The following is a 26860-nucleotide window of genomic DNA, read 5'->3' as shown; positions in this document are numbered from 1 at the left end:
AAATTCCCCACCCCGTTCAGCAAAGATAAAGCACGATCGGCCAGAACGGCGATTCCGCGGGCAGCGCCAAACGCTTCGACGGCTCGGCTCAGGCGCTCACTATGCTTCTCACCATGGCGTCCGTCTTCACGAAGATCATCAACGGAGAACTGCCCGGGCGGTTCGTCTACCAGGACGATGACATCGTCGCGTTCCTGACCATCGCGCCGATGACACAGGGTCACACGCTGGTGGTTCCCCGGGCCGAGATCGACAACTGGCAGGACGTCGAGCCGGCGGTGTTCGGCCGGGTGATGGAAGTCTCACAGCTGATCGGCAAGGCCGTCTGCCAGGCGTTCGGTGCACAACGTGCCGGGGTGATCATCGCCGGTCTTGAGGTGCCGCACCTGCATGTGCACGTTTTCCCGGCCTACAACCTGGCCGACTTCGGCTTCGCCCACGTCGACAACAACCCGTCGGCCGAATCCCTCGATGCCGCACAGGCCAAGATCAAAGCCGCGCTGGCAGATCTGCAATCCTCGGCAAGCTGACGGTGAACCGGCAGCCCTGGCCCGGCGCGGTGGTGACCTTGACGGTGCCGCCATGGGCCAGCACCAGGGAATGCACGATCGACAGGCCCAGCCCGGTACCGCCGCTCGCGCGGGTGCGTGAGGTGTCGGCGCGGTAGAAGCGCTCGAACACGCGTCGCGCATCGTCGGAACTCATGCCGGGACCTTCGTCGCACACCTCGATCACGGCGTCGCCGCCATCGGTGCCGACCCGCACCGTGATCCCGGCGCTTTCCGGGGTGTGCTGCACTGCGTTTGCGACCAGGTTGCTCAGTACCTGACGCAGCCGAGCCTCGTCACCCAACACTTCCGGGGTGCCTGGGCCGTCGAACACCTCCATGCGCACCCGGCGGTTCGGCGCGATCGACTGCGTGTCGTGCACGGCATCGGTGGCCAGGGTCAACAGGTCGACCCGATGCTGATCGAGTGGACGCTGCGCATCGAGCCGAGCCAGTAGCAGCAGGTCCTCGACCAGCAGGCCCATCCGCCGGGATTCGCTCTCGATGCGGCCCATGATCATCTCGACATCGCGTGCGGCGCCCTGCCGGTACAACTCGGCGAAACCACGGATCGTCGTCAGCGGGGTCCGCAACTCGTGGCTGGCATCGGTGATGAACCGGCGCATCCGGTCCTCGGAGGTCCGCGCCTGCTCCGCCGAAGCGTCCGAAGCCGCCACCGCCCGCTGGATCTGCGCGAGCATGCCGTTGAGCGCCAAGGACAGCCGCCCCACCTCGGTCCGCGGATCACGTTCGGGGACACGACGATCCAGTTGTCCCGCCGCGATGGCGGCGGCCGTTTGTTCCACCTCGACCAGAGGACGCAGGCTGCGGTGCACGACGGCGTAGCCGACGACGCCGAGCACCACCAGCACGACCGTGCCGATGCCGACCTGCGACCAGATCAACGCACGTACCGACGACTGGACGTCGGACAGGTCGATCGCGACGGTGGTGCGCTCACCGTTCGGGCCCTGCACGGTCACGGCCCGCCACTGCACATCGGACGGTCCGACGGATTCGACCGTCACCGGCACGGGACCGACATCGTTGTCGTCGGGCAGTTCCGGTTCGGCCTCGCGGTCGTTGATGGCGATCCAGGTTCGGCCGTCCTGGTCGACGCCGCGGACGTAGAAGTTCGACGGCGGGCGTGCCGGGTTCGGCCCTTCCAGGGGCGTGGAAGGCAGTTGGCGCGGTTCCTGAGCCCAACTCCCCGCGGCGTCGAGCAGTGTCTGATCGATGCGGCTGACCTCGGTGTGCCGCATGATCGAGGTCACCGCGACACCGGACGCGAGCAATCCACACGCCACCAGAACCAGCGCGACCGCCACCAACCCGACCCGCAACGGCACACCATGCCGCTCTACCCGGTCAAACACCTCAAAAGTATGCCGCCGACGGGCTCACCGTCAGCGTGGCTCGCGCAAAACGTAACCCACGCCGCGCAGGGTGTGCAGCAGACGCTTGTCGCCCGTATCGATCTTGCGGCGGAGGTAGGAGACATAGGACTCGACGACGTTCACGTCACCGCCGAAGTCGTAGCGCCAGACATGGTCGAGGATCTTGGGCTTCGACAGCACCGTGCCCGCATTGATGATGAAGTAACGCAGCAGGGTGAACTCGGTGGGCGACAGCGAAACGGGCTCGCCGGCCTTCCAGACCTCGTGCGTGTCCTCGTCGAGTTCGATGTCGGCGAAGGACAGCTTGGCACTACGGGGTTCCTCGACACCCCGGCCGGACCGGCGCAGGATCACCCGCAGCCTGGCCACCACCTCTTCGAGGCTGAACGGCTTGGTGACGTAGTCATCTCCGCCCAGCGTGAGGCCGGCGATCTTGTCCTGCAGGCTGTCGCGCGCCGTCAGGAACAGCGCGGGCGCGTCGATGCCGTCGGCGCGCAGCCGGCGCAGCAGCCCGAAGCCGTCCATGCCGGGCATCATCACGTCCAGGATCACGGCGTCGGGCCGGACTTCCCTGGCTTTGTCCAAGGCGGCCGCGCCGTTGGACGCGGTGTAGACCTCGAAACCCTGGAACTTCAGGCTGACGGACAGCAGCTCCACGATGTTGGCCTCGTCGTCGACGACGAGGACCCGGGCCTCCGGGACGCTCTCAGGTAATGCAGGCATGGCCATCCCCTGATGTTGGTGGTGCCTGTTGAACTCAACCTGCATGCACGCTGTGCACTTACTGTGAGTTTAACTGTGATCGGGGTAACTACACTGACGCCCATGAACCTCGCCAAGACGCTGGTCCAGGTTGCTACTGCGCCCGTGCGGATCGGACTGGCCGTGGCCGACGCCGGTCTCGGTATCGCCAACGAGACCCTCAACGCCGTGCAACGCGGCATCGGCGACGCGAACCCCCTCAACGGCAGGTCATCGATGGCCTCGCTGTTCGGCATCGATGATGCGGTGGAGCGGGCCAACCGCTTGGCGCGGCTGCTGGACGACGACGCGCCCCTGGGCCGGGCACTGGCACCCGAGGGCCCGATCAACCGTTTGCTACGGCCGGGCGGGATCGTCGACCAGCTGACCGCCGAGGGTGGCCTGATGGACCGGCTGACCGCAGACAACGGTGCCGTGGCGCGGGCGGTGGCCCCCGGCGGTCTCGTGGATCAGGTCACCACGGAGGGTGGCCTGCTGGACCGGTTGACCACCGCCGATGGCGCCGTGTCCCGGGTGATTGCGCCGGGCGGGCTGGCCGATCAGCTGCTGGCGAATGACGGCCTGTTCGAGCGGGTGCTACGTGAGGACGGCGTCGCCGATCGCCTGCTGGCCGAGGGCGGCCTGCTGGATACCCTGACCGATCCCGACGGCCCCCTGCTCAAGCTCGCCGATGTGGCCGACACCCTCAACCGGCTGGCACCCGGGCTCGAAGCTCTCGCGCCCACGATCGACGCGTTGCACGAAGCGGTCATCACGCTGAGCCAGGTCGTCAACCCGCTGAGCAACATCGCCGACCGCATCCCGCTGCCGCGCCGTTCCTCCCGGCGAACCTCGCCGCGGCCGGTGGTCTCGCAGCGCATTGTCGACGCCGACGACTGACCCGTTAAGCTAGGGCGCGTTCCACCCGCCTCCTTAGCTCAGTGGTAGAGCGTTCGCCTTGTAAGCGGAATGTCATCGGTTCAATCCCGATAGGAGGCTCCACGACTGCCGATTGTTGTCGGTGTATGCCAGTAGCTTCCGCGTATGAGGCTCTGTCGCAACTGCAGTTCGCCACTCTCGAAACGCAGCCAGAAGGTCTACTGCAGTAACGCATGTCAGGGATCAGCCCGTCAGAAGGCCAACACCAAACGTTGGCTCGAAACCGGGGAGGCGTACATCACTTCTCTTCACAGCCACTACATCCGGCTTTACCTCGCCGACGCCCAGTCGGGCTGCTGCGCGATCTGCGGCGCGGCCAGTACGTGGCAGGACCTACCCCTGACGTTGGTGATGGACCACATCGACGGAAACCCCACGAATAATCGGCGGGAAAACCTGAGGCTGGTCTGTCCGAACTGCGACTCCCAGCTGCCGACGTACAAGAGCCGCAACCGTGGTAATGGCCGCTATTTCCGCCGGCAGCGCTACGCCAACGGGCAGTCGTTCTGAGGGCAGTCGCATCGAAGGCAGAGTCGTTGCGTGCGTTCAAGTCTCGTCGGCGATGTGCTCGTGACTCTCGTGCAGTGCCGGGCCCTCGGGATCCTCACCGCGACGGTCGAACTCGTCCTGAATCTCCTCTTGCCCCTCGGTCACCTTGCGAGCGTCTTTCGGTATCGGCCGGCCACCGTCACGTTGATCCATAGCCTGTTGAGTCACCCGCATCGACCGCGCCTAAACGCCTACACCCGGGTCGTGAGCTTTCGGAACGCCTGGTATTCGCTTTCCTTATAGGGTCGGCCGTCGGGTTGCAGTAGATCGCTGAACCACACGTTCGGCACCTTGGCGTAGGGCTTGTCCCACGAATCCCACGGGAAGTATGTCTGGGTCTTGCCTGCCACCAGGCCCCAGCTGTAGGCGCCGACGTTGTGCCGCTTGGCAACCGGAAGCACACCTTCGATGGTGCTGCCCTGGTCTCGGGCCAGGTACTCGGTGCACAGGATCGGCCTACCCAACGGAGCGAGTTCGGCGATGCGAGCCTCGAATTCGGCAGGGCCGGCGTACGAATGGAAGGAGATGACGTCGGAGTTGTCGAGTTGGAAGTTGTCCATGTCGCTGCGGCTTCCGCGGTCCCAGCTGCCCTGCCACACCCCACTGGTCAACGGCTGCACGGCGTTGACCGAACGCGCCCAGGCGAAAACCTGAGGCAGCAGTCCGCCGACCGCGTCGATCTTGTCCTTGCGTTCGACCTTGCGATATTGCTTGGCGGGGTTGTCCGGCTCGTTCCACAGGTCCCAGCCCAGGACGCGGTTGTCATTGCGGAACTGGCTCATCACCCCGACCACGTAGTCACGCAGCACGGACCGGTAGCGCGGGTCGTCGATGCGTTGTGCGCCGGGGCTCTGCACCCAGCCCGAGTTGTGCACCCCTGGCGTCGGCGCCCGTTGCGCACCGACCTGGGGGTGCGGATCCCAGCACGAGTCGAAGAACACGAACAACGGTTTGATGCCTTGACGCGCCGCGATCCCGACGAATTGGGCCAGCCTGCTTTGGAATCCGGCGCGGTCCTGCGCCCACAGCAGATCGTGCAGGAAAACCCGCACGGTGTTGAAACCGAGGAGGCGGCACGCTCCCAGTTCACTGTCGACGCGCCGCGCATCGTAGGTGCCGGGGGCAAACATCTCGATCTGGTTGATCGCGTTCGAGGTGATGAAGTTAGTGCCGACCAACCAGCCCTGCGCCTGATACCACGCGTTGGCTCTCTCGACCGGCCACTGGCCTGGTGCGGCGGTCGCGCGCGGGATCAGAGGAAGAGGGGCCAATGCCTGAGGAAGAGCGGCCGCTGCTGCCAGTACCAGCGGGATCTTGAGGGCCGTTCGACGGTGCACTCAGTGAACATAGTGGCACCCAGCAAATATCCCGGGGTCACGTATCACATTGCAACCATTGAGGTTTCAGATTGTTATCAAGTCTGAAGCCGGCCAACCGTGAAATCCGCGGCCTGGCCCGGCATGCCGTTCAACACGTACGCGGTGTGGGCGAAGTTGGGTACGCCCGCGGGTGTGCCGTCGCAGATGGTGTCACCCGGCTCGCACAGTTCGATGGTCTTGTCCTTGTAACGCGGTCCGATCACCATCGCCGGTGCGCCGATGTCCCGCATGAACTCATCGGACGGCGTGCCCAACAGCACCACCGAGGCCACATGGTCGGCAACCTCGAGCGGCATGGGGTCGGGGATGAACTGCTTGTACTCGGTCGGGATTCCGTCCGGCACGGCGGCCGAGGTGACGAAACCCGCCACTACGGCGCCCTGGGAGTATCCGCCGAGCACCACCTTGGTCTTGGGGCAGTCCTTCGTAGTGGCCTTGATGTGGTTGGCCGCATCGCGGATGCCGTCGACGACCGTCCTGGCGAATTCGATTCGGTCGCCGAAGTTCCCGCTGGCCTGGTAGTTCACCGGGTAAACCTCAACGGAACGTTCACCGGCCCGCCCCCGTAACGCGTCGACGAACGATTGTCCCGGCCCACCGACGCCGGGCGGCTCGTAGGTGCCGCGGGCGAACACCACCTCGACGTCGGGGCACGGCGGCTGCGCCGACGCGGTGGGCATGGGGGCAATTGGTACGGCGCAAGCGGTAACCAGCATCGCACCTTGGATCAATTTGAGGACGTTCATTTGTCGACTCCACGCCTACCGGATCGTGACGAACGCTTTCGGTTACCCATGCTGACACATTGCAAACATCGACAACAGGGTCGGAGTAGAGGGACGAGAGTTATCCCAGCGGTACGTCCAGGTATGGCCGCGGGTCGGCTGCACCCGGACCGTCGAAATGCCACCACTCCCCCGGGTACACGGTCAGCCCGCCGGCTTTCATGGCCTCGCGCAGCCTCGCCCGGTTGGACTGGGCCGCGGGACTCACCCCGTCGGTGGCGTACGCCAGGCTGCGCGGCGTGAAGTCATCGAACCCGGTTCCCATGTCAGCCCCGGCGATCGTCACATCGACCGAGCGGCCGGCCTCGTGGCTGCGGGCGTAGGCGCTCGGCCGAGCCACCCAATTGGGGTTGGACACCACCTCGAACATCCTGACCTGAACCTCATGTGGCCGATAGCAGTCCCAGAAGGTCAGCCTGTCGGGCCGGAGGGCGGCCGCCGCGGCCACCAGCCCGGACGCCATCGACTCGTGCACCAGGCAGGGAGCGCCGGCCGGATAGAGCTGCTGACCGACGAAGTTGTCCGTGGTCGCGTACCGCAGGTCGATCACCGCGTCGGGCACCACGGAGCGCACGTCGACCAACCCGGCCTCGGCCGCCGGCCTGGCTGACGCCACCGGAGCCCCGGCCAGCGGGACCACACAGCCGGCGGCTGCCAGTACCAGGGACAGCAGTCGACAGACGGCGACGGAAATGACACTCTCTTCTTCAGGCATGTTGCTTTCCGATGTACGATAATCACACTCTTGAATTGGCCTCGAAGCCCCGACGGCCACTGAGTTATGCGCATAAGTAACCCGACGGATTGGAGCGATCCTATGGCGTCAGCCACACCCGAGACCGTCGCAACTCGTTATGCCGGCCGACGGGTCGAACGGGTGGAGGACACCCGGCTACTCACCGGGCGCGGTACGTACGTCGACGACATCACGCGACCCGGCATGCTGCACGCCTGCTTCGTCCGCAGCCCCTATGCACACGCGAAGTTCACCGAAATCGATGCCGCCGCAGCCCTGGCGCTGCACGGCGTGCACGCCGTGCTGACCGCCGCCGACCTCAACCCTGACGTCAAAGAGGCCTGGCACGCCGTCGCAGGCAAAGACATTCCGGATACTCCGCGCCCGCCGCTGGCCGAGGGCGAGGTGAAGTTCGTCGGCGATCCGGTGGCGCTCGTCATCGCCGAGAGCCGCTACATCGCCGAAGACGCCGTGGATCTGGTCGACGTCGACTACGAGCCGCTGCCCGCGATCGCCGACTTCCGCGGGGCCCTGACCTCCGATGTATCGGTCCACGAGGCCTACCCGGACAACAACGCCGGCGGCATGGCCGGCATGCCGCCAGATGAGGAAGTCTTCGGGGCCGCCGCACATGTTGTTAAAGAGCACATTTATCAGCAGATGCACGTGCCGGTACCGATCGAGTGCCGCGGCATGGTCACCGAATGGACGCAGTCGACGGGTGAGCTGACCATCTGGGCGTCCACCCAGACCCCGCACGAACTCCGCGCGTTCGCTGCCCGCCTGCTCGGTATCCCGGCCCAGCACGTGCGGGTCATCATGCGCGACACCGGCGGCGGGTTCGGCCAGAAGGTGGTCCCGATGCGCGAGGACATGTGCATCATGCTGGCCGCCCGCAAGATTGCCACTGCGACGTCGAACGCCCGATCAGGCACCGCGCTGAAGTGGATCGAGGACCGCCGCGAGAACCTGATGTCGGCCGGTCAGTCCCGCCATGTCGACGGCGACGTACGGATGGCCTTTGACGACGACGGCAACATCCTGGCCGCCGACATCGACTTCGTCCAGGACGTCGGCTCCTACCCCACCCCCTACCCGGTGCTGACCACCGCTGCCATCGGCATGTTCTTTCCCGGCCCGTACCGGGTGCCCAAGGCCAGCTTCAACTACAAGACGGTGTTCTCCAACACCGCGGGCCTGCACGCCTACCGCGGGCCGTGGCAGTACGAAACCCTCACCCGCGAAATACTTCTCGACATCGCCGCCCGCAAGATGGGCCTGGATCCGGTGGACTTGCGGCGCAAGAACCTGCTCCGCCGCGACGAGATGCCCTATTTCAACCCCAATGGCATGCCGTATGACCACGTCGCCCCGATCGAGACCTTCGAGCAGGCGGTGAAGATCCTCGACCACGAGGGCTTCCGTAAGGAACAGGCCGAGGCACTGGCCCAGGGCCGCTACCTCGGGCTGGGATTCTCGGCCTACATCGAGCCGACCGGCGCGGCCACCGGGCACCTGGCCAGCGAGGGCTGCACCATCCGGATGGAGCCGACCGGCAAGATCAACGTCTACGTGAATGGCGGATCCACCGGAAACAGCTTGGAAACCACCGTCATCCAGCTCACTGCCGACGCGCTGGGTGCCGATATCGAGGATGTCGCCACCATCCAGGGTGATACCGCGGTGACGCCCTACGGCGCCGGAACCCAGGGCAGCCGCAGCGCCCCGATGACGGCCGGCGCGGTCAACGAGGCCGGCACGATCCTGCGCAACCAACTGGTCGCGATGGCCGCCGCCAGGCTGGAGGTCGAGGAATCCGAGATCGAACTCGGCGGGTCGAAGGCGGTTGCACGCAACGATCCCGAAAAGAGTGTGAGCTTCGCCGATCTGGCCTACCGGGCGCACTACGAGCCGCAGATGCTGCCGCCGGGTATGTCGGCGAATCTGGAGGCCACCGCGCGCTACACCGCGCCGCCGACCGCCCCGATCCACTGGGCCAACGCGACCCACGCCTGCACCTGCGAGGTCGACGTGGTGACCGGTCACGTGACCCTCACCCGCTACATCGTCAGCGAGGACGTCGGTCCGATGATCAACCCCAACGTGGTCGAAGGCCAGATCGCCGGCGGCACCGTCCAAGGTATCGGCGGGGCCCTGCTGGAGAAGCTGTCTTACGACGACGCCGGAAACCCGCTGTCCTCAACGTTTGTCGACTATCTGCTGCCCACCGCCACCGAGGTTCCGGTGATCGAATACGGACACGTCGAGATCCCCGGTCCCGGCGTCGGCGGCTACAAGGGTGCGGGCGAGGGCGGCGCCATCGGTTCCACACCCGCGGTGATCAACGCCGTCAACGACGCCCTGGCCCCACTCGGTGTCACCCTGACCACACTGCCCGCCACCCCGGCAGCCATCGTCGAGGCCATCGAGCAGGCGCAGGAACCCCCGTTGCAGAAGCCATTAGGAAGGGATCACTGATCGTGGAGCTCAACAACGAATTCCGGGTCGCGGTACCGGCGGCGAAAACTTGGGAAGTGCTCACCGACGTCGAACGCGTCGCTCCGTGTCTGCCAGGGGCCACCCTGCTGAGTGTGGACGGCGACGACTTCACCGGTGCGGTCAAGGTCAAGGTCGGCCCGATCACGGTGTCCTACCAAGGAAATGCGACGTTCCAGGAGAAGGACGCCGCGGCGCAGCGCGTTGTTCTCAAGGCCAACGGCAAGGAGACCCGCGGCAACGGCACCGCCTCGGCCATCGTGACGGCCCAGCTGAAGGACGAAGGCGATGCCACGTTGGTCGTCGTCACCACAGATCTGGCCATCTCCGGCAAGGCCGCCCAGTTCGGCCGCGGCGTGCTGGCGGACGTGTCCGGCAGCCTGATCGACCAGTTCGCCCGCAGCCTGGAGGCGGAGTTGCTCGGCGCGGCATCACCGGCCGGTCAAAGCGGCTCGGCCGCTCAGGCAGCCCAAAGCGGCTCGGCCGCTGCGCAACAGGCAGCCCAAGAAGCCGCCCCGATCAACGCGTTGGCCTTGGCCAAGGTGATGGCGGTGCCGATGGCCAAACGCTTCGCGCCGGCCATCGGAGCCGTCGCCGCCGCGGGCCTGCTCGGGTTCCTGGCCGGCCGGGCCGGGCGCAACAGGCGTAAGAGCACCGGTCTGACGTCCGAGGATCTGCACGCCGCACTGCTCCGGTTGGTGGCATGAAGCCCGCCCCGTTCGCCTATCACCGGCCCGCTACGGTCACCGAGGCGGTCGCCATGCTCGGTGAGTTCGGCGAGGACGCCAAGATTCTGGCCGGCGGTCAGAGCCTGGTACCGATGCTGGCCATGCGCCTGACGCACTTCGAGAACCTGATCGACATCTCGCGAGTGGCCGAACTCAACGACATCGCCTTGCAGGGCAACGAGATCCGGATCGGTGCGGCGACCCCGCACGCGATGGTGGGCCTGGACGACGAGATCGCCGAGTCCGTCCCGCTGCTGACCATGGCCACGCCGCACATCGGCCACTTCCAGATCCGCAGCCGCGGCACCCTGGGAGGTGCGATCGCACATGCCGATCCGGCCGCCGAGTACGCGGCTGTCGCCCTCGCGCTCGACGCGACCGTCGAGGCCACCTCGTCACGCGGCACCCGCCAGATCCCCGCCACGGAGTTCTTCACCGGCCTGTGGGAAACGTCGCTGGCCGCCGACGAGATCCTGACCGCCGTGCGCTTCCCGGTGGCATCAGGACGCAGCGGATTCGGGATTGCCGAATTTGCCCGTCGCCACGGTGATTTCGCGATTGCCGGCGCCGTGGTCGGTTTCGAGCTCGACGAGGACGACCGGATCACCCACTGCGGCATCGGCCTGCTCGGGCTCGGCTCCACGCCACTGCGCGCCACCGGAGCCGAGTCTGCGGTGCTCGGCACCCCGATCGGCGGCGTCACCGCCGATGAGATCGGCCGCCTGGCAATGTCCGAACTCACCGACATCCCTTCCGACCTGCAGGGCTCGGCGTCCTACCGGGCGCGGGTCGGCGCCGCCATGGTGTCCAGAGCCTGGACCCAGGCAATCACGCACGCCACCGAGGAGGCTCTCAATGCATGAACTGCCGCTTGCGGTTTCGGTCAACGGGCGTGACTACCAGGATGTCGTGGAGCCACGCGTGACCCTGGCCGATTTCCTGCGGGACAACTGCGGCCTCACCGGCACCCACCTCGGCTGCGAGCACGGAGCGTGCGGTGCCTGCACAGTCCTGTTGGACGGCCAGGCAGTCCGGTCATGCCTGGTGTTCGCCGTTCAGGTGGACGGCCAGGAGGTGACGACGGTCGAGGGCATCGCCGGCCCGGACGGGGAGCTGTCGCCGGTACAGTCCGCCCTCAAGGAATGCCACGGCCTGCAGTGCGGCTTCTGTACGCCGGGATTCGTCACCTCGATCACCGCGTTGCTGCGCGACAATCCGAACCCCACCGACGGGGAGATCCGCGAGGGGCTCTCGGGGAACTTCTGCAGGTGCACCGGCTACCAGGGCATCGTCAACGCCGTGCACCGGGCCTGCGACCACGATGAGAACAGTGCCGACCTCAAGCCTCTAGCTCAGCAATGACTTTCGCGATGCGGCGGGAACGGGTATCAGCAGCTTTGGCTCCTTGAACCGCCGTGACGTGGGCTTTTTGTTTGCTGTAGGACAGGCGCTCCCACTTGGCGGCGGCCTCCGCTGATCCCGCCAGGGCGGCCCGCAGGTCATCGGGCACTTCCACGGTGCGCGGCTCGACGTCAACCGTCAGGTCCACGTCGATGGCATCACCACCGCTGATACCGGACTCGTTGCGCCGCTCGGCGCTGAACGGAATCAGGAACTTGCCGCCCATCGGCGCGATGGTCGAGCGGTACCGGTAGCCGTTAACGTCGACGACGACTGCTGGGCGTTTTCCTGCCCCCAGGGCGTCCACCACATGAACAGGCACCTCGATGCCGGTGTTGTTACCCATCTGGAGCATTTCCGTCGAGAACTTCATGATCCCTCCCGCTGCCCAACGTAGCCGGTACAAGTGGAGGGATGAAGATCGGTTTCATCGGACTGGGCAACATGGGCGCGGCCATGGCCGCCAACCTGATCAAGGCCGGACACGAGGTCACGGCATACAACAGATCACCCGGCAAGGTGACCGCGCTGACCACCCTGGGCGCGCACCCGGCAACCGAGGTGGCCGACGCGTGCCGTGGCGACGCGGTGGTCACGATGCTGGCCGACGACACCGCGGTGGAGGCAGTGACGTTCGGGGACAACGGCATCCTTGCGGAGCTGGCCCCCGGCGCCGTGCACGTATCGTCATCGACCATCAGCGTCGCCCTCGCCCAGCGGCTCACCGATGAACACGGTGGAGCCGGCCAGGGTTTCGTCGCCGCCCCGGTGTTCGGCAGGCCCGAGGCCGCTGCGGCAGCCAAGTTGTTCGTCGTGGCGGCCGGCGCCCCGGCAACTGTCGAGACGGTGTCGCCGATTTTTGATGCGATCGGGCAGCGCACATTCGTCCTCGGCCAAGACCCACACGCCGCGAACCTCGTCAAGATCAGCGGCAACTTCCTGATCGCCTCGGTGATCGAATCCCTCGGTGAGGCAATGGCTCTGGTGGGCAAGGCCGGCGTGGACAAACAGCAGTACCTGGAGTTGTTGACCTCGACGCTGTTCGACGCGCCGGTGTACCACACCTACGGCGGGTTGCTGGCCCGTGAGGAGTTCAGGCCGGCGGGTTTCGCCGCCCCACTCGGTCTCAAGGACGTCAAACTGGCGCTCAGTGCCGGTGAGGAACTGCAGGTGCCACTGCCCGTCGCCAGCCTGCTGCGCGACCGTTTCCTCACGCTGCTGGCCACCGGCGGCGGCGAACTCGACTGGTCGGCGGTCGGTGCGCTCAGCGCCTGGGAGGCCGGAGCCGCCGGACCGGCCTAGAAACGCGACAACGCTGAAGATTGCGGTCAGCTGGTGACTGCAATCTTCAGCGCAAGGTCAAACGCGAAACTACTCGGCGACGACTCCGCGCAGACCGTCGGCGCCGTACAGCGGTTCCAGCATTCCCGAGATGTCGGGGCCGCGGCGCAGAGCGTGACCGCCGTCGACACCGATGGCCTGGCCGGTGATCCACCCGGCGGCGTCGCTGAGCAGGAACACCGCCAGGTTGGCGATGTCCTCGACCTCACCGAACCGCGGCATCGGTGTGCAGGCCTCGTAGTCGTCGCGAGCTGCGGGGAGTTCGAAGACCGGGCCGACCATCTCGGTGCGGGTCAAGCCTGGCCGGATGCTGTTGAACCGCACCGAGGACGGCCCCAGCTCGTCGGCGGCCAGTTTGAGCAGATGGTCGAACGCCGCCTTGCTCACGCCGTACGCACCGAACCACCGGTGGGTGTTGCTCGACGCGATCGAGGAGATGCCGACGAACGAGCCGCCGCCACCGCGGACCATCTCCCGGCCCGCGTGCTTGATCAGGTACATCGTGCCGTTGACGTTCAGATCGACCGTCTGGCGCCACAGTTCGGAGTCGATCTGGGTGATCGGACCGATGGTCAGCGATCCGCCGGCACTGTGCACCACACCGTGCAGCTGGCCATGCCAGGCAGTGGCGGCGTCGACGGCTCGGCGGACCTCGTCCTCGTTGGTAACGTCGGCAGGCTCGTAACGCACCGATCCGGGTCCCTGCGCACCGAGATCGTCAGCAGCCGCGCTCAGCTTGTCGGCATTGCGCCCCATCAACATTGCGTTACCGCCGGCGGCGACGATCGCAGCCGCGGCACCCTTTCCGATGCCGCTACCGCCACCGGTGACCAAATAGGTGCGATCCTTCAACGACAGTTCCATTTGCGTCATCCTTATGGTGTATCTCGTCGGGCCGGTTTCGGGGCACCCAGCGTCCGCCAGTCGGGAACATCGGGCGGCATACCCACCGGCCAACGGTTCTCATTGACCGACGCCCAATGCGCGTGCCCGAGTTCGTGGATGTGGAATGCATGGCGCAGCGCTTCGGTGAAGCCCATGGCGTCGCTGGCCGCGTTGACAGAATCCTTGACCAACAAGGCCGCCATCGTCGGCCGCTCGGCGATGCGCCTTGCGAATTCCAGTGTCTTGTCTTCGAGTTCGTCGCGCGCGAACACCTTGGACACCATGCCCAACCGGTACGCCTCATCGGCGTCGATCGAATCACCGGTCAGCAGCAGCTCTTTGGCCTTGCGTGCGCCGAACTCCCACGGGTGCGCGTAGTACTCGACTCCCGGCATCCCCATCCGCACTCCGACGACATCGCTGAACTTCGCGTCATCGGCGGCCACGATCAGGTCGCAGGCCCAGATCAGCATCAGGGCCGCCGAGATCGCGTTGCCCTGCACCTGCGCGATGGTGATCTTGCGCAGATCCCGCCAACGCCGGGTGTTCTCGAAGTAGAAGTGCCACTCCTGCAAGTAGGTCCGCTCGGTGACGCCGGCGGCGGTGGCACCGTGGGAACGGAACGTCGGGTGCTGGCTCGGGCCCGGCGCACGTTCGGCCAGGGCCTCTTCGGAACCGAGGTCATGGCCGGCCGAGAAGTTCTTGCCACGCGCGGCCAGGATCACCACGCGGACGGCATCATCGGCCTCGGCCCGGCCGAACGCCTCGTCGAGTTGCACCAACAGGGTCCGCGACTGGGCGTTCTGCGCACCCGGACGGTTCAGCCAAATCCTGGCGATGCGGCCGTCATCGAGTGTCTCGTATTCGACCTGACGTACTGCGTCATCGGGACCGGCCATATCGGACCACCTCTTAGTCAGGGTAAGTAAGTTACGGACTGCACATTACGTGTATCACGTAACCCGGCTCACACCGGGATCACAGCTATCACGCAGCAGCCTCACAGCACGCTGCTCGACACCGCCGCACCGGAATCCTTTTCACAGCGATTTACCCTTGTAGAGCGTAAAATACGAAAGGCAACAAGACTTCACGGACAACCGTGATCGGACCACCGCGGCCGGGTATTCAGCAAACCTTTTCAGGCCTTGAAGAGAAAGCACGACAATGGCTATCCACCCGTCCGGCATCCGTCGCTTCGCCGTCGCGGCCGGCATTGCCGCAGCCATCGCTGCGGCCCCGGCCCTCACGGTGCTGTCGGCGCCCACTCAGTCACTGGCCTCGTGCCCCAACGGGGAAACAGAGGACACCTTCACGAACGTGTGCGTCCCCGACATCGTGCCGAACTCGCCGGGCAATTTCAGCAGTGTCGCAGGCAACCCCAACCTGCCCGCCGTGAACGCACCCGGTGGCGGCGGCTCCATCCCCTGCACCGGCGCGAACTCCGGCGAGTGCATCGGCCTGGCCGAGGAACAGCAGTCCGAAGGGCCGCAACCGGTGCCCGAATCGACCGTCGGCAGCAGCCCGACGGTCCACGGTTCCATCGGCTGACTCAGCGCGACCGCAGTCACCGCACAGTAAACCCTCAGCAGTCCTAGACTGCGGAGGTGAAATCGGTCGTTGTACCCGCCGCACTCTCCGGCGTCGGCTGCGCGCTGTTCCTCCTGCTCGGCGCGCCGGCCGCCCAGGCAACCTGCACCTCCGGTGAGGAAGAGGACGTCTACACCACCACCTGCACGCCGTTCCTCGTGCCGAATTCGCCCTCCCCGTTCAGCGGTATCCCCGGCAATCCAGACCTGCCGGCGGTAGATCTGCCCGGCGGAGGCGGCGCCATCCCGTGCACCGGCCACAATGCCGGCGAGTGCATCGGCCTGGCCGAGGAAGACGAGTCCGAAGGACCGCGACCCATTCCGCGGTCCACCATCAGCGCCAGCCCCTAGCCCCCGACGGTTCCCAGCCACCTCATAGAACCAATGCAGAAGCTTCTCAGCTTCCTTAGAATCCCTGCAACGAAACAATCGAATAACTAGAGAAAGCGTGACGAGACGATGGCGACCTTCCCGATCTCGATGCAACGACTGATCTTTGCCGGCGGATTTGCAGTCGCTGCGGCCGCCGCCCCGGCGATCGCCGCGTTCTCCGTACCCGCGTCTTCCGGCCCGGCGATCGCCTGCCCGACGGGCGAAGAAGAAGACCTCTACACGAACATGTGTGTCCCGCACACCGTGCCGAACTCGCCGGGCAATTTCAGCAGCATCCCAGGCAACCCCAACCTGCCCGCCGTGAACGCACCCGGTGGCGGCGGCTCCATCCCCTGCACCGGCGCGAACTCCGGCGAGTGCATCGGCCTGGCCGAGGAACAGCAGTCCGAGGGGCCGCAACCGGTGCCCGAATCGACCGTCGGCAGCAGCCCGACGGTCCACGGTTCCATCGGCTGACAGCGTGCGGCGACCGGGGCTCTCCCGGTCGCCTACAGTTGTGTCATGCCTGCGAAAACTGATACCGCCGACATCGACGACGTCGAACCGCTCGCCGACAGCACCGCCCGCCAGGCGCGCCGTGTCGTGGCGACCTATGCCACCGACGCCGACGAGTGCCGCATGTTCCTCTCGATGCTCGGCATTGGACCGTCGAAAACCGAGGCCTGAGTGAGTCCGGATGACGGCCGGCAGGCCGTCTCCGGGCACTCTGACTTCGTCGTGGTGGCCAATCGCCTACCCATCGACATGGAGCGGCTACCGGACGGAAGCACCACCTTCAAGCGCAGCCCCGGCGGCCTGGTCACCGCGCTGGAGCCACTGCTGCGCAAACGGCGCGGCGCCTGGATCGGCTGGCCCGGCATTCCCGACAGCGACGAAGAGCCGATCCTCGACGACGACCTGCAGCTTTTTCCGGTCCGGTTGTCCGCAGAGGACGTGGCCAACTATTACGAGGGCTTCTCGAACGCCACACTCTGGCCGCTGTACCACGACCTCATCGTCAAGCCCGTGTACCACCGGAAATGGTGGGACAGCTACGTCGAGGTGAACCGGCGTTTCGCCGAGGCCACGGCCCGGGCCGCCGCACCCGGTGCCACCGTGTGGATACAGGACTATCAACTGCAGCTCGTCCCCAAGATGCTGCGCATGTTGCGTCCCGACGTGACCATCGGCTTCTTCCTGCACATCCCCTTCCCGCCGGTCGAACTGTTCATCCAGATGCCGTGGCGTACCGAGATCATCGAGGGGCTGCTCGGCGCCGACCTGGTCGGGTTCCACCTTCCCGGTGGCGCCCAAAACTTCCTGGTGCTGGCCCGGCGGTTGGTCGGGGCCAACACCACCCGCGCCTCGGTGGGCGTGCGGTCACGCTTCGGCGAAGTGTCCTACGGGTTCCGCACGGTCAAGGTCGGGGCCTTCCCCATCTCGATCGATTCGGCCGATCTGGACGCCAAGGCGCGTAACCGCAGCATCCGGCAGCGGGCCCGACAGATCCGCGCCGAACTCGGGAATCCGCGAAAGATCCTGCTCGGCGTCGACCGCCTGGACTACACCAAGGGCATCGACGTCCGTCTGCGTGCCTTCACCGAACTGCTCGAAGAGGACCGGATCAAGCGCGACGACACCGTGCTGGTCCAGCTGGCCACACCGAGCCGCGAACGGGTCGAGAGTTACATCGCGATGCGCGAGGACATCGAGCGCCAGGTCGGTCACATCAATGGTGAGTACGGCGAGGTCGGGCATCCATTGGTGCACTACCTACACCGGCCGGTGCCGCGTGACGAGCTCATCGCATTCTTCGTCGCCGCCGACGTCATGCTGGTCACCCCGCTCCGCGACGGGATGAACCTGGTCGCCAAGGAGTACGTAGCCTGCCGCAGCGACCTCGGTGGAGCCCTGGTGCTGTCGGAGTTCACCGGCGCGGCCGCCGAGCTGCGACAGGCCTATCTGACCAACCCGCACGATCTCGAGGGCGTCAAGGATGCGGTCGAGGCGGCGCTGAGCCAGAGCCCCGAGGAAGGCAAGAGGCGGATGCGCGCATTGCGTCGCCAAGTGCTGGCCCATGATGTGGACCGGTGGGCCCGCGCGTTTCTGGCCGCGCTCGGAAGCGCGAATTCAGCCTGAGCGCTGGGTCCGCGCGTTTCTGAGCGCTGGGTCCGCGCGTTTCTGAGCGCCGGCTCAAATCGGCTTGATGGCGTTGATCAACCAGTTCCCACCGATCTTGCGGTAGTCGACGCGCAGTCGGCTGCCGTCATACAGCGGCTGGCGGGACTGGTCGGTCACGGTGCGATTCATGTACACCAGCACGGACCCGGAATCACGCTGCGCGGTCATCACACCGATGCCGACGACGCTGATCTGGACCACCAGCTGACGCTTGCGTGCCTCAGGGATCACCTTGGCGGTGGCATCCTGTTCGAACTGCTGCCGGAAGTCGGGGGCGAGCAGCGGATACGTCTCCATCAGGCTGCGCTCGACGGTCTGATAGTCGTAACCGAACACCTTCGGGATCTGCTCGGCCGCCAGCGTCGGAAGTTCAGCCCTGGTGGTCTCCTGGCCGCGCTGCGACACGCGGTTCCAATACAGCGAGCCACCTACCGCGGCCAACCCGACGAACGCCACCGTCAGCAGACCGATCAACAGGGAAGTGAGTTTAGAGCGCATCAGTTTCCACCGTCGGGGTACTTGAGGTCGTATCCGGTCATGTGCCCGTTGTCGTCCTCGTGCACGATCACCCGCAGTCGGTAGGGGCGGGTCGGCGAATTGACGCCGTCCACGTCGGTGACCGTGACGCGCACCGCCACGAGCACCGAGGCGTTCCCGGCGATCTCGTCGACCTTCTCCAGCGCCGCGCCGTTGATCACAGCCTCCGAGCTGGCCTTGGTGTCGCGGAACAATGCCTTGAGGTTGTCGGCGTTGCTCCCCTGGCTCATCATGTCGCGCAGCGGGCCGCTGGTGCCGTCGATGAAGCGGTTGACGCTCTCGTCGATCGTGTCCTGGGTGTAGCTGAACATGTTGATCACGGTCTGCTTCCCGGTATCGACGAAGCTCTCGTCGCGGGCCTGCACGGCGTCCACCGCATGCTGCTGATCGCGCATCACGTAGGCCAGCGCTCCCAACGCCACGGTCCCCAGGCCCAGCGTGAGGGCCGCCACCAGGGCCACCAGGGTGCGGTGGGGGCGCCGCCGGGGCGGCGCTTTGAGCGGTGCCGGCTGGGATGGCTTGGCCGCCGTCTTGGCCGAGGGCTCCACCACCACCGCGGTCTCGGTCACCTCGCCGGCGGACCCGGCCCGGGTGGGGCCGGCCGCCCTGGACGCGCGCCTACGCACCGGCCTCGTGTTCGAGGCGGTTTCTTCGATCATCAAGCCTGCCTTGGATCCAACATCAGGTCTACCCAGGTCTCCGCTGGTGCCAGTTTGTCGGCGCCGGCTGCGTATACGCCGGTGCCTCCCTCGGCGTCAGCGAAGACCCCACTGTGCTGATCGTAGGTGGCCGACGCGGGTGCACTGGCCAGAGGTGGTGCCTCGGCCGGCAACGGCGCATCTGGAGCGGGCGCCGGAGCCGGAGCTTCCGGAGCCCCGGGAGGCGTCCGGCCGTACGGCGGCACGATCTGATCCGGTGGCGCGAAGTACGGCCACGGCGGCGGCGGCGTTCCCGGCTTGTTCGGCGGCACCGGCAGCGGGAACGGCGCGTGCGGCGCGGGGCCGGGACCGGGCTCGGCTCCGGGTGGCAGCTGCACCACGGGCGGGCCCGGATCCGGATCCACCTGCGGCGGGATGTTCGGGAACTTGTTGGGCGGCAGGATGTTACGCCCGTCTTCGATCGGCGTGCCGTACGGAACCGGCGGACCGCGCCACGGGTTGCTGCCGATCGGCACAAAGCCCTTGGGATCACGGCACAGCTGGATGGTGGGTGCCCGCTTTCCGGGGAACTCCATGCACGGGTAGTTGCGTGCACCGCGCACCACTGCCGGATCATTCTGCGCGGTCTTGCAGTACAGATCGGGCGGGAGCTCCCGCAGGGTCTCGTCGGCCGGCGAGCGGATCTGGGTCGCCGGGATGAAGCCCGTGTTGCAGGGCGGCGGATCACCGAGGTCGATCTTGAAGTCCAGCTTGGCGCCCTCGTCGGCGGGCGCCCCGCCGGCAACGGTGCTCAGCGCTGCCATCAGCGCCGGGAAGATCACGAGCGCCTGTTCGATCGACTTGCTGTAGATCACCCCGATGCGGCCGAAGTTCGCCAGGTTGGCCGCCAGCACCGGGAACGTGGGCCGGATGCCGCTGAACGCTGTGTTGGCGGCCTCGGTGGCGCCCGGAACGGTCTTGAGGGTGGCGCGAAGCTGCGGATCAGCCTTGTTCACCTCACCGGTGAACCGGGCCAGTCCGTCGGCCAGAGAGCGGATGTTGTCGCCACTGCGCATCTGGGCTTCCAGGAACGGTCCGGCCTGGTCGATCAGCTGAGTGGTCTCACCGTAGTTGGCGTTGGCCTCGTCGATCAGCAGTCGTGAAGATTCGATCAGCCGGGCCAGTTCCGGCCCCGACCCGTTGAACGCCTTGAAAGTCTCACGCAGCAGATCCTGCAGCCGGCTGTTGCCGATGCTGCTGACCAGGGTGTCGGCTTCGTGAAGCATCCCGGCGATGTCCTGGCCGACCCGGGTGTTCTCCTGCTTGATGGTGGCGCCATTGCGGAGTTTGTCGGTCGATGGTGACTCCGGTGGGATCAGATCGATGTACTGCTCACCGACGGCCGAGACACTCTTGACCGTGGCGGTGACGTTGTCGGGAATCGCCGTGTTGCTGTTGAGCTGCATCTTGGCGACCACGCCATCGGTTGCCAAGCCCACCGAATCCACCCGCCCGACCGTGACGCCACGGTAGGTGACGTTGGCGTTCTGGTAGATCCCGCCACCGGCCAGGAAGTTGGCGTTGACGTGATAGGTGCCGATACCGACCGCAGCGGGCAGGTGCAGATAGAACAGCGAGATGGCACCCACAGTGAGCACCGTGACGACCCCGAAGATCATCAGCTGTATACGGGTGAGCCGGTCGATCATCTACGGCTTCTCCTCGTGCTGGGTGGCAGTTCCGGCCGGGATCTTGAACGGATCGGCAGCCTGACCGGACAGGTTGGCCATCGCCCCGGTCAGGAAGTCCGGCGGATTGATCACCTCACTGAGGTGCTTCATGTTGGGGTCGAAGCCCCCGGTGGTGAAGATCGACTCCCCGAACCGGCGCAGGGTCAGGTCGAAGGTGACGTACACGTTCAGGTAGTCGCCTCGCACCGCCTGGCGCAGGTACTTGTAGTGGAACGGGAAGGTCGGCAGGAACTCGAGGTCCTTGATGAAGTCGTCGGCGTTGTCGTTCAACGCCTTGATGACCGGATAGAGATCCTTGAGGTCGGCCGCAAAATCGTCCTTGGTCTGCGACAGGATCCGCGAGCCGACCTGGGCGAAGCTGCGCAGCGCGGTGAACGCGTCGACGATGTTGGACCGGTTGTCGTTGAGCACCTTGAGCGCACCGGGCAGCGTGTCGAGCGTGCGGCCCAGGCTGTCCTGGCTCCGGGCCAGGATCGACGCGAACCGGTTCAGCCCGTCGGCGGCCGCGACGATGTCGTTGGTCTGCTGGTCCAGCGACGCGGTCAGCTCGGCCAATCGCGGGATCAGATCGGCGAAGGTGCCGGCCCGCCCTGCGACGGCCGCGTAAGCCTCGTCGGTGATGTCCTGCAGCGCACCGAGATTGCCCTTGTTGACCACCATGCCCAGCGAGGAGAGCACTTCCTCGGTGGTCGGATAACGATCGCTCTGGGACAGCGAGATGTTGGAACCCTGACCCAGGCGCCCTTCGGCCGGTCGATCGACAGGTTCGGCCAACTCGATGTGCTGGGAGCCGAGCAACGAGGTCTGGGCAACGCGCGCAACGGCATTCGCCGGGAGCTTGACGTCACCGTTCAGCGACAGTTGCACCGCCGCGTAGAAGGTGCCGTCCGAGCGCTGGACCGCATCCACCCCCGACACGCTGCCGACGGTCACGTCGTCGACCATCACCGGTGAGTTCTGCGGCAGGGTCGCCACATCGGGCAGCTGCACGGTGATGGTGTAGGAACCGGACCCGTGCCCTTCGGTACCGGGCATGTTCAGCGAGTTGAGTCCGCCGAACTGGCAGCCGGCCAGCAGCATGGCGCCACTGCCGATCGCCAGTGTGCGACCGCCGATCCGGGATACCTTACCCCTCAATGCTTTACCCCTCATCATCCGCCGGCCCCAGCTTCAGCGGGCGCGGCTACAGGTCCGGGCGCGGGCGCATCTGCCGGCGCGGGTCCGGGTGCGGGCCCTACCCCGGTTCCGGCTGCCGGCGCGGGTGCATCCGGCGGCAGGATCAACGAGCTCAGCGTCGCGTCCGACGGGATCTGCGGCGGGGTGACGCCAGGCGCGTTCTGCCACTGCAGGTACGGCACCGGGGTCTCCGACTTCGCCTCGGTCGCCGGGGTGTCGTATTGAATCTGACCCTTGTAGGCGGTGATGGTGTTGACCGGATGGAACAGCACCGGCGGGTAGTTCATCGTGATGCGGCGCAGCACCGGCGCCATCCGTTGCCGGCAGATCTCGGCGCGCTTGTAGTTGTCCGGGTTCGCGCCGGTGTCGAAGTTTCCACCGCACAGGAACTGCACCGGGTTGGCGAAGTTGGGCAGCGACAGCAGACCACCGACAGTGCCCTGCGCCGGGTTGTAGATGTTGTAGAAGTTCGCCAGACCGTTGGGCGTGACGTGAAGGATCTGTTCGATGTCGTCACTGTGGTCGGTGAGAATCTGGGTGAAGTCGGCCAGCTTGCCCACCTGGGCGATCAGCGCATCATTGCTCTCGTTCAGGAAACCGCGAACGTCACCGAGTGCCTGATTCAGCGTGCCCAGGGTCTCGTCGAGGCCACTGGCGCTGTCCGCCAGCACCTGCGACACCGACGCCACATGATTGGTGAACTGCACGATCTGTTCGTTGCTGTTGGACAGCGCGTCGACGAGGATCTGCAGGTTCTTCACCGTGCCGAACAGATCGGTCCGCGAATCACCCAGACGGCCTGCGGTCTGGGACAACTCACGCAGCGCATTGCGGAACGAGTCGCCGTTGCCGTCGAACGTGGTCGCGGCCTGGTCGACGAACGCCGCGATCGGGCCCTGCACCGAGTTGGCCTGCGGTCCGAGTTGCGAACTGAGCTGGGTGAGTTGCTCCTTGACCTCGTCCCATTCGACGGGCACTCCGGTGCGGTCGAGTCCGATCGACGCGCCGTCGGCGATCACGTCGCCCTCTGTGTAGGCGGGGGTCAGCTGAATGAACCTGGCCGACACCAGGTTCGGCGACAGGATCAGCGCCTTGGCGTCGGCGGGCACCTTGACGCCGCGATCCAGGGTCATCTCGATCTTGACATCCGTCGGCCGCGGTTCGATGGAGTCGATCGTGCCCACCGGCACGCCGACGATCCGCACCTCGTCGCCGGGGTACAACCCGACGGCATTGGTGAAGTACGCGGTGAGCTTGGGGCCGGTGCGTGAAGGCCACACCTGGTACACGCCGACGGCGAGGACCGCCAGCAGTACTGCGGCCAGCGCAATGCGCAACCACCGGTTGCGGCCGGATGAGACCGAAATTTCTCGTGAAATTGGCACTGTCATGGCGATTTCGGCCTAACGATTACCCGTTCGGAGATGTAGCCACGCAGCATGTCGGCGAGGCTGTCGGGCAGTTTGCCCGGCTGGAAGTAGGTGTCGAGAAGTACCTCGGACATGGCCGCCGGCGGCAGTCCGTACAGGTTGATCTGGAACCCGGGGCCCGAGCCCACCACCTCGCCGAGCGCGGTGGCATACCCCGGCAGCCGCTTGAGCGCCTCACCGATGTGCTCGCGCCGCTCCAGCAGGTTGTCCATCACCAGATTGAGCTTCTCCAGCGCCGGCTTGAACTCCTTGCGGTTATCGGCGACGAATCCCGAAAGCTGTTTGGATACATCATCGATACCGGCGATCAGGTTGCTCAGCGCCTGCCTGCGCTCATCGAGCGCGGCGAACAGCTGATTGCCGTCGTTCAGCAGCTGGTTGACCTGCCCGGCCCGCTTGGCCAGGAGATCCGACACGCGCTTGGCGTGGGCCAGCAACCCCTCGAGGGCCTCATCCCGCTTGTTGATGGTGCGGGACAGGTTCGTGACGCCGTCCAGGGCACCGCGCAACTGTGGGGTGGCGTCGCGCAACGTGTCGGTGAGCGTCTGCAGCGCCTGCTCGAACTTCGGCTTGTCCAACTCGCTGACGTTCTGCCCGAGATCCTGCAGCGCAGTGTTCAGCGTGTACGGAGTCGTGGTGCGTCCCAATGGGATAACCGTCGACGTACCGAAGCCCTTCGGGGTCACCGAAAGCGACTTCTGGCCGAGCACCGTATCCGTCTTGATCGCCACCAGCGACTGGTCGCCGACCTTGATGTTCCGGTTCACGGTGAACTTGACCTTGGCGGCGTCGCCGGCCAGGGAGATCCCGGTGACCTTGCCGACCGTTATGCCCGAGATGTTGACGTCGTTGCCCGGCGAGATCCCACCGGCATCGCTGAAATAGGCCTCGAACTGCTTGCCCTGCGGGAAGAACGGCAGGCCGGTATAGCCGAACGACACCAGGACCAGACACGCCACCACGAAGATGCCGAGGATCCCGGTACGCACGGGATTCGACTCACGCGAACTAGTCATTCTTCGGCGCACACCTCCCCTTAGACGGGTCCGGCGGGCCGCCGAACGGAATCAGGATGTCGCTGCCCGCAGGTCCATTGACCTTCAAGCGGACCGAGCAGTAGAAGATGTTGAAGAACGAGCCGTAGGCACCGAGTGCGTTGAGCCGCAGGTAGTTCTCCGCCAACGGCTCGATGACCTTGTTGACATCGCCCTTGCGTTCGTCGAGGCGCTGCGCCAGCGGGCGGGCATTCTCGATGACTCCCTGCAACGGGCGGCGGGACTTCTCCAGCATGTCGGTCAGGTCGTTCTCGGCCGAGGCCAGCGGTTCGATCGCGCCGGCGATCGGATCACGGCCCTCGGATAGGCCGGTGATCAGCTTCTGCAGCTCGTCGACGCTGGTATCGAACTGAGTGCCCTTCTCGTCCACCGTGCTGAGCACAGTGTTGAGGTTGGTGATCACGTCACCGATGAGTTGATCGCGGGCGGCCAGGTTCTGGGTGAAGGCGCTGGTGCTGGTCAACATGTTCGCCAACGCGCCGCCCTGGCCCTGCAGCATCTCGATCACCGCGTTGGAGATCTCGTTGACCTTCGCGCCGTCCAGGCCCTTGAGCACCGGCCGTAATCCGCCCAACAGCGCATCGAGGTCGAGGGCCGGCTGGGTGTTCAGTGCCGGGATGGTCGCGCCGGGCGCCAGCTTGCGCAGTTCCCCCGGGCCCGAGGTGATCTCCAGGAAACGGTCGCCGACGAGGTTCAGGTAGCGGACCTTGGCCTGGCTCGATGTGTAGAGCTGGTACCGCTTGTTGACGTCGAAGGCGACATCGACAGTGTTGTCGGGGTTCAGCTTGACGTCGTTGACCTTGCCCACCGGAACCCCGGCGATGCGGACGTCCTGCCCGGCCTTCAGCCGCGACGCCTCGCTGAACGTGGCGTGGTAGCTGTGGGCCGAGGCAAAGCGGAACTCGCCGAAGACCACCACCAGCATGGCTGCCACCAACAGCATCGCAACGGTGAAGATGCCGACCTTGAGCATGGTCCGATCAGTGCCTGCGCCGGACGTCATCAGAATCGGTCCCTTTCTGCGAACGCACCGTTGAACAGGAACTGCAGCGTCGCGGGCGCGTCGAACTGCACTTCGGTGTTCGGCTGGAACGGGATGTACGCATTGTCGGTGACCACGAACGGGGCGTGGTACCAGCTGCCGCCGAATTGCTTGGTGGGTATGTCGGGAAGGCCGCGGCAGTTCGGCCCGCCGGAGGCGTTCACCATCGGCAGGCTCTCCGGATAGGTGTACGCCGGGGATCCCGGAAGGAAGTTGGAGTTGACGTACAGGCCGGGCCGGATACCGCCGATGATCGGGGCGAACCGGTCGACGCCGATGGACACACCGCGCAGGAGACAGCCGATTTCCGGCGAGTAATCGCCGGCGACCTTCAGCGGTGCCCGCAACCGCTGGATCGCCGCGATGTAGTCGTCAGCCGCCGGCTCCAGGGTGGCGGTGCCGTTGTTGGCCAGCCCGGTGGCCGCCAGCAGCGTGGCATTGAGGTTGGTCTTCTCGTCGACGATCGTCTTGTTCAGCGCCGGAACGTTGTCGACGATCCGGGCCAGGTCCGGACCGGCGTCGCCGTAGATGTTGGCCACCACCGCGGCCTTGGCGAAGTCCTCCTGCAGGGTCGGCAACTTCGGGTTCAGTTGCTGCAGGTAGGAATTCAGGCCCGACAAGGCCGCGCCCGCATCGTCGCCATGGCCGCGCAGACCCTCGCCGAGTGCCGTCAGCGTGGCGTTCAGGCTGACCGGGTCGATCTTGTTGAGCACATCCGACAGCGTCTGGAAAAGGGTGTTGACCTCCAGCTGCACGTCCTTGGCGGCCACTGTGCTGCCCGGCCGCAGCGAGCCCTGCGGCTGCTCCGGTGCCAGGAACTCCACCGACTTGGCGCCGAAGATCGTGTTGCCGGCGATCCGCACGGTGGCGTTGGACGGGATGTAGCGCATCTCGCCGCGCTTGATGGACAGCGTCAGCTTCGCTTCGTGACCGGCGTATTCGATGTCGGCGACCTTGCCGATCTGGATGCCGCGGTACTTCACCTTGGCATCGCGCTCCATCACCAGGCCGGCTCGCGGTGCGGTCAGGCTGACGGTGTCGGTCGGCGTGAACGCTGCTGTGTACGACAGATAGGTGAACACCACGGCGACGGCCACGATCGTCGCCAGGATCGCCGCAGCGATCCTCACATGCCTGCGGTGCTTGGAGGTTGCGTCTGACATCG

General features: G+C 66.0%; 29 protein-coding genes and 1 tRNA gene. 14 read left to right on the top strand and 16 right to left on the bottom strand.

The features are described from left to right. The first annotated feature begins 113 nt into the window (after positions 1–113). Positions 114–530 carry an HIT family protein gene (locus ACZYZF_RS23020; RefSeq protein ID WP_463746996.1) on the top strand — a complete coding sequence of 139 codons (417 nt, stop codon included), beginning with the start codon at positions 114–116 and terminating at the stop codon, positions 528–530. Here the strand turns inward: ACZYZF_RS23020 and ACZYZF_RS23015 are convergent. Then, the gene (locus tag ACZYZF_RS23015; RefSeq protein WP_463746995.1) at positions 490–1923 is read right to left on the bottom strand and encodes a sensor histidine kinase; all 1434 of its coding nucleotides are present in this window, start codon (positions 1921–1923) and stop codon (positions 490–492) included. The two genes, ACZYZF_RS23020 and ACZYZF_RS23015, sit on opposite strands and share 41 nt — an antisense overlap. A gap of 30 nt (positions 1924–1953) precedes the next feature. Continuing rightward, the gene (locus tag ACZYZF_RS23010) at positions 1954–2673 is read right to left on the bottom strand and encodes a response regulator transcription factor (protein WP_064884923.1); all 720 of its coding nucleotides are present in this window, start codon (positions 2671–2673) and stop codon (positions 1954–1956) included. Positions 2674–2769: 96 nt separating this feature from the next. On the opposite strand from ACZYZF_RS23010, the gene ACZYZF_RS23005 reads away from it, so the two are divergent. From ACZYZF_RS23005 to ACZYZF_RS22995, 3 genes are all read left to right on the top strand, one after another. Next, positions 2770–3585 (top strand): hypothetical protein, encoded by an 816-nt coding sequence (locus ACZYZF_RS23005; RefSeq protein ID WP_463746994.1) that lies wholly within the window; start codon positions 2770–2772, stop codon positions 3583–3585. Positions 3586–3612: 27 nt separating this feature from the next. Continuing rightward, positions 3613–3687: transfer RNA gene (locus ACZYZF_RS23000), tRNA-Thr, on the top strand. Between the two features lie 42 nt (positions 3688–3729). Next, entirely contained in the window at positions 3730–4134 is a 405-nt protein-coding gene (locus ACZYZF_RS22995) for an HNH endonuclease (RefSeq protein WP_463746993.1), read from the top strand. A gap of 230 nt (positions 4135–4364) precedes the next feature. Here ACZYZF_RS22995 and ACZYZF_RS22990 read toward each other — a convergent pair whose 3' ends face one another. The 3 genes from ACZYZF_RS22990 to ACZYZF_RS22980 all read right to left on the bottom strand — a co-directional run bounded on the left by ACZYZF_RS22990 (position 4365) and on the right by ACZYZF_RS22980 (position 7052). After that, the gene (locus tag ACZYZF_RS22990) at positions 4365–5510 is read right to left on the bottom strand and encodes a glycoside hydrolase 5 family protein (RefSeq protein ID WP_463746992.1); all 1146 of its coding nucleotides are present in this window, start codon (positions 5508–5510) and stop codon (positions 4365–4367) included. A 77-nt stretch (positions 5511–5587) separates the two neighbouring features. Then, positions 5588–6298 (bottom strand): cutinase family protein, encoded by a 711-nt coding sequence (locus tag ACZYZF_RS22985; protein WP_463746991.1) that lies wholly within the window; start codon positions 6296–6298, stop codon positions 5588–5590. A 100-nt stretch (positions 6299–6398) separates the two neighbouring features. Next, a complete protein-coding gene (locus ACZYZF_RS22980; RefSeq protein ID WP_463746990.1) occupies positions 6399–7052 on the bottom strand; it encodes a M15 family metallopeptidase in 654 nt (217 codons plus the stop codon). Positions 7053–7154: 102 nt separating this feature from the next. On the opposite strand from ACZYZF_RS22980, the gene ACZYZF_RS22975 reads away from it, so the two are divergent. Genes ACZYZF_RS22975 through ACZYZF_RS22960 form a run of 4 tightly spaced genes read left to right on the top strand, consistent with a single transcriptional unit; the run spans position 7155 to position 11659 of the window. Next, a complete protein-coding gene (locus ACZYZF_RS22975) occupies positions 7155–9551 on the top strand; it encodes a xanthine dehydrogenase family protein molybdopterin-binding subunit (protein ID WP_463746989.1) in 2397 nt (798 codons plus the stop codon). A gap of 2 nt (positions 9552–9553) precedes the next feature. Next, a complete protein-coding gene (locus tag ACZYZF_RS22970; protein WP_463746988.1) occupies positions 9554–10276 on the top strand; it encodes an SRPBCC family protein in 723 nt (240 codons plus the stop codon). Continuing rightward, a complete protein-coding gene (locus ACZYZF_RS22965; RefSeq protein WP_463746987.1) occupies positions 10273–11160 on the top strand; it encodes an FAD binding domain-containing protein in 888 nt (295 codons plus the stop codon). The genes ACZYZF_RS22970 and ACZYZF_RS22965 overlap by 4 nt, the downstream gene beginning before the upstream one ends. Continuing rightward, a complete protein-coding gene (locus ACZYZF_RS22960) occupies positions 11153–11659 on the top strand; it encodes a (2Fe-2S)-binding protein (RefSeq protein WP_463746986.1) in 507 nt (168 codons plus the stop codon). Before ACZYZF_RS22965 ends, ACZYZF_RS22960 begins: the two co-directional genes overlap by 8 nt. On the opposite strand, the gene ACZYZF_RS22955 is transcribed toward ACZYZF_RS22960, so the two are convergent. Further along, entirely contained in the window at positions 11637–12071 is a 435-nt protein-coding gene (locus tag ACZYZF_RS22955) for a YdeI/OmpD-associated family protein (RefSeq protein WP_463746985.1), read from the bottom strand. The genes ACZYZF_RS22960 and ACZYZF_RS22955 overlap by 23 nt on opposite strands. A gap of 41 nt (positions 12072–12112) precedes the next feature. On the opposite strand from ACZYZF_RS22955, the gene ACZYZF_RS22950 reads away from it, so the two are divergent. Continuing rightward, complete coding sequence (locus ACZYZF_RS22950) at positions 12113–13000, top strand: NAD(P)-dependent oxidoreductase (RefSeq protein ID WP_463746984.1); 888 nt, start codon at positions 12113–12115, stop codon at positions 12998–13000. A 69-nt stretch (positions 13001–13069) separates the two neighbouring features. Here the strand turns inward: ACZYZF_RS22950 and ACZYZF_RS22945 are convergent, their stop codons facing one another. Next, positions 13070–13903: an SDR family oxidoreductase gene (locus ACZYZF_RS22945; RefSeq protein ID WP_463836903.1), complete on the bottom strand. Its 834-nt coding sequence runs from the start codon at positions 13901–13903 to the stop codon at positions 13070–13072. Between the two features lie 11 nt (positions 13904–13914). Next, entirely contained in the window at positions 13915–14823 is a 909-nt protein-coding gene (locus tag ACZYZF_RS22940) for an enoyl-CoA hydratase (RefSeq protein ID WP_463746982.1), read from the bottom strand. A 268-nt stretch (positions 14824–15091) separates the two neighbouring features. Between ACZYZF_RS22940 and ACZYZF_RS22935 the strand changes: the two genes are divergently transcribed. From ACZYZF_RS22935 to ACZYZF_RS22915, 5 genes are all read left to right on the top strand, one after another. After that, complete coding sequence (locus ACZYZF_RS22935; protein WP_463746981.1) at positions 15092–15475, top strand: intersectin-EH binding protein Ibp1; 384 nt, start codon at positions 15092–15094, stop codon at positions 15473–15475. A 56-nt stretch (positions 15476–15531) separates the two neighbouring features. Continuing rightward, entirely contained in the window at positions 15532–15864 is a 333-nt protein-coding gene (locus ACZYZF_RS22930) for a hypothetical protein (protein WP_463746980.1), read from the top strand. A gap of 108 nt (positions 15865–15972) precedes the next feature. Further along, positions 15973–16362 carry an intersectin-EH binding protein Ibp1 gene (locus ACZYZF_RS22925; RefSeq protein WP_463746979.1) on the top strand — a complete coding sequence of 130 codons (390 nt, stop codon included), beginning with the start codon at positions 15973–15975 and terminating at the stop codon, positions 16360–16362. A gap of 45 nt (positions 16363–16407) precedes the next feature. Then, positions 16408–16572, top strand: a complete 165-nt coding sequence (locus ACZYZF_RS22920; protein WP_454792276.1) for a hypothetical protein — start codon at positions 16408–16410, stop codon at positions 16570–16572. Further along, complete coding sequence (locus ACZYZF_RS22915) at positions 16573–18024, top strand: alpha,alpha-trehalose-phosphate synthase (UDP-forming) (RefSeq protein ID WP_463746978.1); 1452 nt, start codon at positions 16573–16575, stop codon at positions 18022–18024. Between the two features lie 54 nt (positions 18025–18078). Here the strand turns inward: ACZYZF_RS22915 and ACZYZF_RS22910 are convergent, their stop codons facing one another. The 8 genes from ACZYZF_RS22910 to ACZYZF_RS22875 form a co-directional block, all read right to left on the bottom strand. Then, the gene (locus ACZYZF_RS22910) at positions 18079–18564 is read right to left on the bottom strand and encodes a mammalian cell entry protein (RefSeq protein ID WP_463746977.1); all 486 of its coding nucleotides are present in this window, start codon (positions 18562–18564) and stop codon (positions 18079–18081) included. Then, positions 18564–19262 (bottom strand): mammalian cell entry protein, encoded by a 699-nt coding sequence (locus ACZYZF_RS22905; protein WP_463746976.1) that lies wholly within the window; start codon positions 19260–19262, stop codon positions 18564–18566. Before ACZYZF_RS22905 ends, ACZYZF_RS22910 begins: the two co-directional genes overlap by 1 nt. Then, a complete protein-coding gene (locus ACZYZF_RS22900) occupies positions 19262–20950 on the bottom strand; it encodes an MCE family protein (protein WP_463746975.1) in 1689 nt (562 codons plus the stop codon). Before ACZYZF_RS22900 ends, ACZYZF_RS22905 begins: the two co-directional genes overlap by 1 nt. Then, complete coding sequence (locus ACZYZF_RS22895; protein ID WP_463747228.1) at positions 20951–22072, bottom strand: MCE family protein; 1122 nt, start codon at positions 22070–22072, stop codon at positions 20951–20953. 71 nt (positions 22073–22143) lie between these two features. After that, the gene (locus ACZYZF_RS22890) at positions 22144–23559 is read right to left on the bottom strand and encodes an MCE family protein (protein WP_463746974.1); all 1416 of its coding nucleotides are present in this window, start codon (positions 23557–23559) and stop codon (positions 22144–22146) included. Next, complete coding sequence (locus ACZYZF_RS22885; protein ID WP_463746973.1) at positions 23556–24614, bottom strand: MCE family protein; 1059 nt, start codon at positions 24612–24614, stop codon at positions 23556–23558. Before ACZYZF_RS22885 ends, ACZYZF_RS22890 begins: the two co-directional genes overlap by 4 nt. Then, positions 24607–25656, bottom strand: coding sequence for an MCE family protein (locus ACZYZF_RS22880; RefSeq protein ID WP_463746972.1), 1050 nt, complete (start codon positions 25654–25656; stop codon positions 24607–24609). Before ACZYZF_RS22880 ends, ACZYZF_RS22885 begins: the two co-directional genes overlap by 8 nt. After that, positions 25656–26858 (bottom strand): MCE family protein, encoded by a 1203-nt coding sequence (locus tag ACZYZF_RS22875; RefSeq protein WP_463746971.1) that lies wholly within the window; start codon positions 26856–26858, stop codon positions 25656–25658. Before ACZYZF_RS22875 ends, ACZYZF_RS22880 begins: the two co-directional genes overlap by 1 nt. Positions 26859–26860: the final 2 nt, after the last annotated feature.

This window comes from Mycobacterium sp. IDUB_24 (genome assembly GCF_055419385.1).
Note: the sequence above shows the minus strand (reverse complement) of the source record. Positions and strands in the feature narration are given on the sequence as shown.

Excerpts from the sequence above, each read along its gene's own strand:
- ACZYZF_RS23020 (WP_463746996.1), top strand. The coding sequence starts at position 114 with ATGGCGTCCGTCTTCACGAAGATCATCAACGGAGAACTGCCCGGGCGG.
- ACZYZF_RS23010 (WP_064884923.1), bottom strand. The coding sequence starts at position 2,673 with ATGGCCATGCCTGCATTACCTGAGAGCGTCCCGGAGGCCCGGGTCCTC.
- ACZYZF_RS23005 (WP_463746994.1), top strand. The coding sequence starts at position 2,770 with ATGAACCTCGCCAAGACGCTGGTCCAGGTTGCTACTGCGCCCGTGCGG.
- ACZYZF_RS22995 (WP_463746993.1), top strand. The coding sequence starts at position 3,730 with ATGAGGCTCTGTCGCAACTGCAGTTCGCCACTCTCGAAACGCAGCCAG.
- ACZYZF_RS22985 (WP_463746991.1), bottom strand. The coding sequence starts at position 6,298 with ATGAACGTCCTCAAATTGATCCAAGGTGCGATGCTGGTTACCGCTTGC.
- ACZYZF_RS22980 (WP_463746990.1), bottom strand. The coding sequence starts at position 7,052 with ATGCCTGAAGAAGAGAGTGTCATTTCCGTCGCCGTCTGTCGACTGCTG.
- ACZYZF_RS22975 (WP_463746989.1), top strand. The coding sequence starts at position 7,155 with ATGGCGTCAGCCACACCCGAGACCGTCGCAACTCGTTATGCCGGCCGA.
- ACZYZF_RS22965 (WP_463746987.1), top strand. The coding sequence starts at position 10,273 with ATGAAGCCCGCCCCGTTCGCCTATCACCGGCCCGCTACGGTCACCGAG.
- ACZYZF_RS22960 (WP_463746986.1), top strand. The coding sequence starts at position 11,153 with ATGCATGAACTGCCGCTTGCGGTTTCGGTCAACGGGCGTGACTACCAG.
- ACZYZF_RS22955 (WP_463746985.1), bottom strand. The coding sequence starts at position 12,071 with ATGAAGTTCTCGACGGAAATGCTCCAGATGGGTAACAACACCGGCATC.
- ACZYZF_RS22950 (WP_463746984.1), top strand. The coding sequence starts at position 12,113 with ATGAAGATCGGTTTCATCGGACTGGGCAACATGGGCGCGGCCATGGCC.
- ACZYZF_RS22945 (WP_463836903.1), bottom strand. The coding sequence starts at position 13,903 with ATGGAACTGTCGTTGAAGGATCGCACCTATTTGGTCACCGGTGGCGGT.
- ACZYZF_RS22940 (WP_463746982.1), bottom strand. The coding sequence starts at position 14,823 with ATGGCCGGTCCCGATGACGCAGTACGTCAGGTCGAATACGAGACACTC.
- ACZYZF_RS22935 (WP_463746981.1), top strand. The coding sequence starts at position 15,092 with ATGGCTATCCACCCGTCCGGCATCCGTCGCTTCGCCGTCGCGGCCGGC.
- ACZYZF_RS22925 (WP_463746979.1), top strand. The coding sequence starts at position 15,973 with ATGGCGACCTTCCCGATCTCGATGCAACGACTGATCTTTGCCGGCGGA.
- ACZYZF_RS22920 (WP_454792276.1), top strand. The coding sequence starts at position 16,408 with ATGCCTGCGAAAACTGATACCGCCGACATCGACGACGTCGAACCGCTC.
- ACZYZF_RS22910 (WP_463746977.1), bottom strand. The coding sequence starts at position 18,564 with ATGCGCTCTAAACTCACTTCCCTGTTGATCGGTCTGCTGACGGTGGCG.
- ACZYZF_RS22905 (WP_463746976.1), bottom strand. The coding sequence starts at position 19,262 with ATGATCGAAGAAACCGCCTCGAACACGAGGCCGGTGCGTAGGCGCGCG.
- ACZYZF_RS22900 (WP_463746975.1), bottom strand. The coding sequence starts at position 20,950 with ATGATCGACCGGCTCACCCGTATACAGCTGATGATCTTCGGGGTCGTC.
- ACZYZF_RS22895 (WP_463747228.1), bottom strand. The coding sequence starts at position 22,072 with ATGCTGCTGGCCGGCTGCCAGTTCGGCGGACTCAACTCGCTGAACATG.
- ACZYZF_RS22890 (WP_463746974.1), bottom strand. The coding sequence starts at position 23,559 with ATGACAGTGCCAATTTCACGAGAAATTTCGGTCTCATCCGGCCGCAAC.
- ACZYZF_RS22885 (WP_463746973.1), bottom strand. The coding sequence starts at position 24,614 with ATGACTAGTTCGCGTGAGTCGAATCCCGTGCGTACCGGGATCCTCGGC.
- ACZYZF_RS22880 (WP_463746972.1), bottom strand. The coding sequence starts at position 25,656 with ATGACGTCCGGCGCAGGCACTGATCGGACCATGCTCAAGGTCGGCATC.
- ACZYZF_RS22875 (WP_463746971.1), bottom strand. The coding sequence starts at position 26,858 with ATGTCAGACGCAACCTCCAAGCACCGCAGGCATGTGAGGATCGCTGCG.